This is a genomic window from Microseira wollei NIES-4236 (assembly GCF_020521235.1).
Lineage (GTDB): Bacteria > Cyanobacteriota > Cyanobacteriia > Cyanobacteriales > Aerosakkonemataceae > Microseira > Microseira wollei.
The window spans coordinates 1-7475 of record NZ_BLAY01000296.1 but is presented as its reverse complement, the minus strand read 5'-3'; the positions used below and the strand labels follow the sequence as shown (position 1 = coordinate 7475).

Genomic DNA, 7475 nt, shown 5'->3' with positions numbered 1-7475 from the left:
GATATGAGCGAGCGCTCCTAAAAAACACCCATCAAATTTTTTCATGGTTGATATCATGTCCTTAAGATTACCCATAATCATGAGCCGGGACACGGCATGATTAACGTTATCTGTTTGTCCGAGATATCTATGATGCCGTGTCCCTACGCAACCCAGGGTTGAGGTTTTTTTATTATGGGCAATTCAACGGACATGATATGAGCGAGCGCTCCTAAAAAACACCCATCAAATTTTTTCATGGTTGATATCATGTCCTTAAGATTACCCATAATCATGAGCCGGGACACGGCATGATTAACGTTATCTGTTTGTCCGAGATATTTATGATGCCGTCTCCCTACGCAACCCAGGGTTGAGGTTTTTTTATTATGGGCAATTCAACGGACATGATATGAGCGAGCGCTCCCGAAAAACACGCATCAACTTTTTTCATCTTTGAGCGAGCGCACTCGATTAAAACTCCACAGTTTGCGGCGCGCGGGGGAAGGGAATCACATCGCGAATATTTGCCATTCCTGTCATAAATTGCACCAACCTTTCAAACCCCAAACCAAATCCAGCGTGAGGAACTGTGCCAAAGCGACGCAAATCTAAATACCACCAATAATCAGCCGGATTTAAGCCTTGAGCGTTAATCCGCCGTTCTAAGATATCTAGACGTTCTTCCCGCTGGGAACCGCCGATAATTTCGCCGATTTTGGGCGCGAGAATATCCATTGCGGCTACGGTTTTTTCATCGTCGTTTAAACGCATGTAGAATGCTTTAATTTCCACTGGATAGTCGGTGACAATTGTTGGCTTTTTAAACAATTCTTCTGCCAGATAGCGTTCGTGTTCCGACTGCAAATCTAAACCCCACTTGACGGGATATTCAAATTGTTTGTTGGATTTTTCTAACAGAGCGATCGCATCGGTATAAGTCACCCGTTCAAACTCGTTGTTGATGATATTATCTGCCGTCGCTAAAACCGAATTATCAATCCGCTGGTTGAAAAATTCCATATCTTCCGGGCAAGTTTCCATCACGTGCTTGAAGATATATTTCAGAAATTCTTCGGCTAAGTTCATATCCCCTGTCAAGTCGCAGAAAGCCATTTCTGGTTCGATCATCCAAAATTCTGCCAAGTGACGGGAAGTGTTAGAATTTTCGGCGCGGAAAGTGGGGCCAAAAGTGTATACATTACTAAACGCCATTGCCATCACTTCAGCTTCCAATTGTCCGCTGACGGTGAGATAAGCTTGTTTGCCGAAAAAGTCTTTGCTGTAATCGACTTGTTTTTTATCTTCTGTGAGGGGGATGTTATTTAAATTAAAGCCGGTGACGGTGAACATCTCGCCCGCCCCTTCGCAATCGCTGGCGCTGATAATAGGGGTGTGAATCCACAAAAAACCGCGTTCTTGGAAGAATTGGTGGATCGCCCTGGCGCAGGCATTGCGGACGCGGAAGACAGCGCCGAAAGTGTTGGTGCGCGAGCGCAAATGTCCAATTGTCCGTAAAAACTCGAAGGAGTGCCGTTTCTTTTGTAACGGATAAGTTTCCGCATCGGCGTCCCCGTATACTTGCATCGCCGACGCCTTCACTTCGATTCGCTGTCCCTTCGCCGGGGAAGCTACTAAAACGCCGTCAATTTCTACCGAAGCACCCGTATTCATCTGCTTGATAATTTCGGCATAATTAGGCAAATCTGCATTCAGCACCACTTGCAGGTTCGCCATCGACGAGCCATCGTTGACCTCGACAAAAGTAAAATCTTTTAATTCCCGTTTCGTGCGTACCCAACCTTGAACTTTAACAGATTCATCGGGTTGACCAGTGCGGAGGATATCGGCAATACGTTGAGTTGTCATGAGGCAGTTAAAAGCAATGATTCATTCAGTATTATCGAAAAACGCAAGCTGAGGGCGATCCCATCTTACGCACAGACGGGGATCGCTGGCTGGGATCGATAAGAATTTATAGCAGATTGCAGCCTTTAGGGCTTTGTTTGTGTAGCGGGTATTTGTGCAGCGGCTACACAAACAAAGCGATTTCGCTTTCCCTCACTCGCTAGCAATCCGCTGTCATCGATCCCGATTGCAACTTGCCCTCGGCAAGTAGCGATCCCCAAACTCGATCCTAGCCTGCACAAGACTTGAGCAACCAACCAATAGCGATCCCGATCCCGGCAAATCTGACTGCTTGCCAAAAAGGCTCCCTCAAACTGCTGAAACTGAACAAACTGCTTTCCAGGCTGACTTCTAGCATTTCCAGCTGTTGTTTGATTTGCTGCAACTCGGCGATCAGTTGCTGGGATCGCTCTCTACGCAGATCTTGCCGCACTTCTTCGTAGCGATGTTGCAGTTCTTTCTGACGCTGGCGATCCCGCTGTACTTGTGCGTAGCGTTCTTTTAAAGCTTGCAGCGATCGATCCACTTCTTCCAGACTGCGCGCCAACTCTTGTTCGTCCTCTTGGGTCTTGCGGGTTCGGGAATCGGATGGGGATCGATTTGACTGGGATGGTTCTTCAGGCGACTTCATGGTGGTTGCAGTAGAGTAAGGATATATGCGAACTTAGCCTTTCAGTATGCCTGAAACCACACAGCTTCCCAAAACCGATACCCTGAGTCAACTCAGCACTTTAGAACTCGCGCAAGTGCTGATGGAGCGACTGACAATTACTCCCAACGACTGGCACCGATTAAAATCTAACCGCAAAGCCCGTGCCAGCGAGCAAGCCGCCGCCGCACTCGTCTTTTTGCTCAAAGATCAACCAGAAGAAGCACTTCCGCGCTTCCAGCAAGCCACAGGCTGGCTAGATCGGTCGATTTCCGCTCCCCCTTGCCCCACTCACGGTCATAAGTCAGCAGGCGAGTAGGCGAGATCTGTAGGGGCGGGTTTGAGATCGCTTCGGTTTACATACTCACAGTAAAACCGCAGGTGAGCAGGTGAGCAGCTTTTGCCAGATTGTTTGCACAATCTTTAATAATATGACTACCTAAACCGAAGTGATATCACCTATCGCCAATGTCCGCCGCCGACAATTGAACTAAACCCGCCCCCAAACCTCAACAGGTTCTGTAGGGGCTGGTTTCACCTATCGCCAGTCCGGCGCCGACAATTGAACTAAACCCGCCCCCAAACGTCAACCAAGCTGCGGTGACGGACAATTGTTGTTAACAGCGAATCTGGGTAAAGTCAGGCGACGTTTGACTTGCTTGCATAGGCTCAACTCGGTTCCTTGGGGGTTCCAATCAACCCGATCGAAGACTTTGTGGAGAATATACAACCCTCTACCGCATTCTGACTCCTCCTCTGGCAGGTGTTGATCGGGATCGACATGGCAACAACAGGCGGGTGAGAAGCCAGACCCTTGGTCTGAGATCACCCACCAGTAGACATCTGCGACAGCCCAGAAGCGAACGACTACTGTTTTACTGGGATCTAAGTTATTGCCGTGTCTGGCAGCATTGACTAGAGCTTCCTGTAATCCCAATCTAATTTCTGCCCTCAAGGCGTCGGGAATTTCCGCCACCAGCAGATCGAGAATTGGGCAAAGGTAGAGGGTAGAGGCAAAGCTAATTGTGTTCCAAGTGCGCCCAGTTGGACGCGGTGAAATAGCTATCACTCCCAAGACCCCCTAGCTTTCAGGTGGACAGACTGAATAATCCGCACAGCTTCCATACCTGTATACTTTAATTAACCTTCGTTAGCAAGCTTCTTGTTTAGGGCTAATGGATTACCTTGCATTAATTATCGCCTACATTAAAAACTTTACTCACACCGCTCGTTACGGTCAATTACCTCGGTTGAACTCCATTAGCAGCTGTTTCCCCAGCAAGATTTTAACAATCTATGCCTGGGGTATATACCTATTATTATAGCGAAATTCCATCGAAAAAGCATTAAAAATGGGCATGGGTCATCGGGCGTCTGGGATCTATCTGAAGGCAGAATTGAGATAAATCTATACTGGGAGTAGCAGGGCAACTCTAAGTGAGGGCTTCGCAAATGGCTTTTAATCCCTCCATTATGAAAGCGGTGGAACATCTGGGCTACCGCGTTACCGTCGCTGACATTGCGGCACAAACTGGATTAGACCTCAATTCGGCGCAGCAAGGATTATTGGTGTTGGCATCCGATGCGGGGGGACATTTACAAGTCTCCCAGGCGGGAGACATTGCCTACCAATTTCCGCGGAATTTCCGGGGAATCCTCCGCAGCAAGTTTTTGCGGTTGCAGTTGCAACAGTGGTGGGAGAAGATTTGGCGGGTCTTGTTCTACCTGATCCGCATATCCTTCGCGATCGCGTTACTCGTATCTATTGTCCTGATTTTTGTAACGATCGCTCTCATCCTAATTGCCGTCAATTCCAGTCGAGACAGCGACGATAGAGGCGACTCTGGCGGCGGCATCGTCTTTCTGCCTAACTTCTGGTTTGGTCCAGATTGGTTTTGGATTTTCTATCCCGACTACGATAGCCCCAGGTATGACCAGCGCCGTGGCGAAAAACCCCAGTTGAATTTCCTCTTGGCGGTTTTCTCGTTCCTATTTGGCGATGGTAACCCCAATGCCAACCTAGAAGCACGCCGCTGGCAAGAAATTGCTACGGTGATTCGCAACAACGGGGGTGCTGTCGTCGCCGAACAAATTGCACCCTATTTAGACAATCTCGGCTCTGGCTATGCTAAAGAGTACGAAGATTACATGCTGCCCGTCTTGACTCGATTTAACGGCTATCCCGCAGTCAGTCCAGAAGGGCAGATCGTCTATCGCTTCCCAGAATTGCAGGTAACGGCGCGGACGCAAAAACCCCAGCCAGTGCAATCTTACCTCAAAGAATTGCCCTGGCGCTTCTCTCAAGCGACTTCAGGACAAATTATGCTTTCAGTCGGCTTGGGCGTGCTTAACTTTGTCGGTGCTTTAGTTTTGGGTAATCTATTAGCAGATGGCATCGTCGCGGCACAATTGGGTGGCTTCGTTGCCTTCGTGCAATCAATTTACTGGCTTTTACTCGGCTACGGCACGGCTTTCTTAGCTGTACCTTTAATTCGCTATTTCTGGATTCAGTGGCGCAATAGCAAAATTGCCAAACGCAACGACCAACGCCAGCAACGAGCGATGTTGCTCAATCAAGCCGATGCCGACTTGCAAAAGAAAATCGCCTACGCCCGCCAATTTGCTACCGAAACCGTCATCAACCGCGAAGATCTAGCTTACACTACTGAAACTGACTTAATAGAGCAGGAACTGGAGCAATCTGAGCAAATTGATGCGGAATGGCAGCGACGGCTGAATCAGTCTGGGTCATAGGTCATGGGTCATCCTCACCGATCACCCACTTAGTTTTCGAGAATAACTTTAGGGCGCTTAAAAATCAAGAAGCCATATCCGTAACCGGGGGTATAGTTTACACCTACCAATTCCCAGCCTTGATCTCCTAATTGATTGGTGAACTCGTGCAAATTAGGTAGGGGTTTATCTCGCAACTCTTCGCCGTTGATACTTTGGGGACGGAAATCACCCGCAAAGTCGTTTAACCGCACAAAGCAGTACTCCCACTTTGGCAGGGCGATCGCAAGGGCAGTTGTAGTTTCGCTCATAGGGCAGGTCGCCGGTATGCGTGGGTCTTTGTTTCTAATTACACAATACCCACTACCCGCTAGGAAGTTTGCAACGAAGCTATTTTTACCGGACTTTGATCTTGGCTAAATTCGCCCCCTGGTAATAGTGCTGCAAAATTTGCTGGTAGTTAGCACCAGAACGCCCCATATTGTAAGCGCCCCACTGACTCAAACCGAGTCCGTGACCAAAACCGCGCCCGTCGATGCGAAACGCTGTGGGTGTCGAGGTTGACCCTTCCGGGGCGATGGTGAACCAAGTGCTTTTTAGTCCCAGAGTTTGGCGTAAAGCTGCCCCAGTCACCACCCGACTGCCGTTTGTGCCGACTACTTTCATACTCAATACGCGCCCAAACGGGGAGATGCGCTCTGGTAGCACAGATACCACGTTCCCTACCCCGGTGATGCGGCGACCCATTTCTTGAGGCGAGAATCTTTCTACCCACTGAAAATTCGGCGTTCCTTGGTCGAAGTCGGGCACCGCCCGCAGGTAGGGTCGAGGTTCTGACCAGACGTTTTCCACATTTTCTGTATGTCCGCCAGAGGAAGCGTGGAAAGCTGCCAGAATTAACCTGCCGTTGTGCGCCATTACCTGACCCGCCGTTGCATTCACGGGGGCGTACAGGGTTGGGGCTTCATCTTCGATGCCTTTGTAAACTTGCCAAGCGATCGTATTGCCCAGATCGTAAATCGTATTGCCCCTGGTTTGGCGCTGGTAAAGGGCGTAGGTGCGGGCAGCAACGGCTTGAGCTTTGAGGGTTTCAGCAGGCCAACTGTGGTATACTTCTCCGCCCAACACGCTATAGAGGTATTGTTCTAAATTGACATAGTTGACGGCGGTTAAGCCATTACTGGTGGGGACTACCAGGGTGCGGCCTCGATACCATTTATCGCCAATCCAAACATAGCCGCTATTCGTCGGTTCGATCCAAACCGCCCCCGAACGCCATCTATCGATAGCAACGCCACCACCGTTGTAAGAGGCGTTGAACGAATTCATTCCCGCAATTTCTCCCAAGGGTCTACCCACCCCATCGCGGATGATGGCTTTGGTGGAACTGCCGACTTGGACTTGGTTGACGCCCTCTTTAATCGCAACGCGCAATTCCAACTCTGCCTTTGCCGGGGCGATCGCTGCCATCCAGAATAGGAAAGCAATCGCTAGCTTTCCTCCTGTTCCCGGCATCGATTGCTGCCTTCTTGTGGATAAAAGCGAGAATAACAAACGTGCGGCTACCATCTTTTACCAAACCTCTGGAATGATGTTGAAGTTGTTCTGCAACCTTACTTTTCCTAGTTTAAACGGTTGACAAACAGGTTATGGTGTGTTATGGAGCAAGCGATCGCTACAACTCCAAAGGTAATTTTATATCGTTTCCGGTTGCAGATAAACGATCGCAACTGGTTGTAGGGGCACGGCAGCAGAAAACCTTCGCGTTAGGGGCAGGCGTTGTAGGGGCACGGCGGCGGAAAACCTTCGAGTCAGGGGCAAAGCTGATTGATGCCGTGCCCCGACGATCAATCTTGACATCATGATGGGGCGAGGGCGACCCAGTAGGGGCACGGCGGCAGAAAACCTTCGAGTCAGGGGCAAAGCTGATTGATGCCGTGCCCCGAGGATCTATGTTGGCATGATGATGCAGCGATCGCGACCCAGTAGGGGCACGGCGGCGGAAAACCTTCGAGTCAGGGGCAAAGCTGATTGATGCCGTGCCCCGGCGATCAATCTTGACATCATGATGGGGCGAGGGCGACCCAGTAGGGGCACGGCGGCAGAAAACCTTCGAGTCAGGGGCAAAGCTGATTGATGCCGTGCCCCGACGATCAATCTTGACATCATGATGGGGCGATCGCGACCCAGTAGGGGCACGGCGGCA

General features: G+C 50.0%; 9 protein-coding genes. 2 read left to right on the top strand and 7 right to left on the bottom strand.

Annotated features, from left to right (window positions below; translation table 11 throughout):
• Positions 1-453 precede the first annotated feature (453 nt).
• The gene (gene asnS, locus MiSe_RS46305) at positions 454-1848 is read right to left on the bottom strand and encodes an asparagine--tRNA ligase (RefSeq protein WP_226593672.1); all 1395 of its coding nucleotides are present in this window, start codon (positions 1846-1848) and stop codon (positions 454-456) included.
• Between the two features lie 268 nt (positions 1849-2116).
• Complete coding sequence (locus MiSe_RS46300) at positions 2117-2518, bottom strand: sll0565 family protein (protein ID WP_226593670.1); 402 nt, start codon at positions 2516-2518, stop codon at positions 2117-2119.
• A gap of 46 nt (positions 2519-2564) precedes the next feature.
• On the opposite strand from MiSe_RS46300, the gene MiSe_RS46295 reads away from it, so the two are divergent.
• Positions 2565-2855 carry a DUF6439 family protein gene (locus MiSe_RS46295; protein ID WP_226593668.1) on the top strand — a complete coding sequence of 97 codons (291 nt, stop codon included), beginning with the start codon at positions 2565-2567 and terminating at the stop codon, positions 2853-2855.
• A gap of 267 nt (positions 2856-3122) precedes the next feature.
• Here the strand turns inward: MiSe_RS46295 and MiSe_RS46290 are convergent, their stop codons facing one another.
• Positions 3123-3605, bottom strand: coding sequence for an ATP-binding protein (locus MiSe_RS46290; protein WP_226593666.1), 483 nt, complete (start codon positions 3603-3605; stop codon positions 3123-3125).
• 383 nt (positions 3606-3988) lie between these two features.
• Between MiSe_RS46290 and MiSe_RS46285 the strand changes: the two genes are divergently transcribed.
• Positions 3989-5290, top strand: coding sequence for an ATP synthase subunit B family protein (locus MiSe_RS46285; RefSeq protein WP_226593664.1), 1302 nt, complete (start codon positions 3989-3991; stop codon positions 5288-5290).
• Between the two features lie 29 nt (positions 5291-5319).
• On the opposite strand, the gene MiSe_RS46280 is transcribed toward MiSe_RS46285, so the two are convergent.
• The 4 genes from MiSe_RS46280 to MiSe_RS46265 all read right to left on the bottom strand — a co-directional run.
• Entirely contained in the window at positions 5320-5580 is a 261-nt protein-coding gene (locus tag MiSe_RS46280; RefSeq protein WP_226593663.1) for a DUF4177 domain-containing protein, read from the bottom strand.
• Positions 5581-5665: 85 nt separating this feature from the next.
• Complete coding sequence (locus MiSe_RS46275; protein ID WP_226593661.1) at positions 5666-6838, bottom strand: SpoIID/LytB domain-containing protein; 1173 nt, start codon at positions 6836-6838, stop codon at positions 5666-5668.
• 126 nt (positions 6839-6964) lie between these two features.
• Complete coding sequence (locus MiSe_RS46270; RefSeq protein ID WP_226593659.1) at positions 6965-7192, bottom strand: hypothetical protein; 228 nt, start codon at positions 7190-7192, stop codon at positions 6965-6967.
• A gap of 27 nt (positions 7193-7219) precedes the next feature.
• Positions 7220-7475: hypothetical protein (locus MiSe_RS46265; protein ID WP_226593656.1), on the bottom strand; the 256-nt coding region annotated here is incomplete at its 5' end.

Excerpts from the sequence above, each read along its gene's own strand:
- MiSe_RS46295 (WP_226593668.1), top strand. The coding sequence starts at position 2,565 with ATGCCTGAAACCACACAGCTTCCCAAAACCGATACCCTGAGTCAACTC.
- asnS (WP_226593672.1), bottom strand. The coding sequence starts at position 1,848 with ATGACAACTCAACGTATTGCCGATATCCTCCGCACTGGTCAACCCGAT.
- MiSe_RS46300 (WP_226593670.1), bottom strand. The coding sequence starts at position 2,518 with ATGAAGTCGCCTGAAGAACCATCCCAGTCAAATCGATCCCCATCCGAT.
- MiSe_RS46285 (WP_226593664.1), top strand. The coding sequence starts at position 3,989 with ATGGCTTTTAATCCCTCCATTATGAAAGCGGTGGAACATCTGGGCTAC.
- MiSe_RS46280 (WP_226593663.1), bottom strand. The coding sequence starts at position 5,580 with ATGAGCGAAACTACAACTGCCCTTGCGATCGCCCTGCCAAAGTGGGAG.
- MiSe_RS46275 (WP_226593661.1), bottom strand. The coding sequence starts at position 6,838 with ATGGTAGCCGCACGTTTGTTATTCTCGCTTTTATCCACAAGAAGGCAG.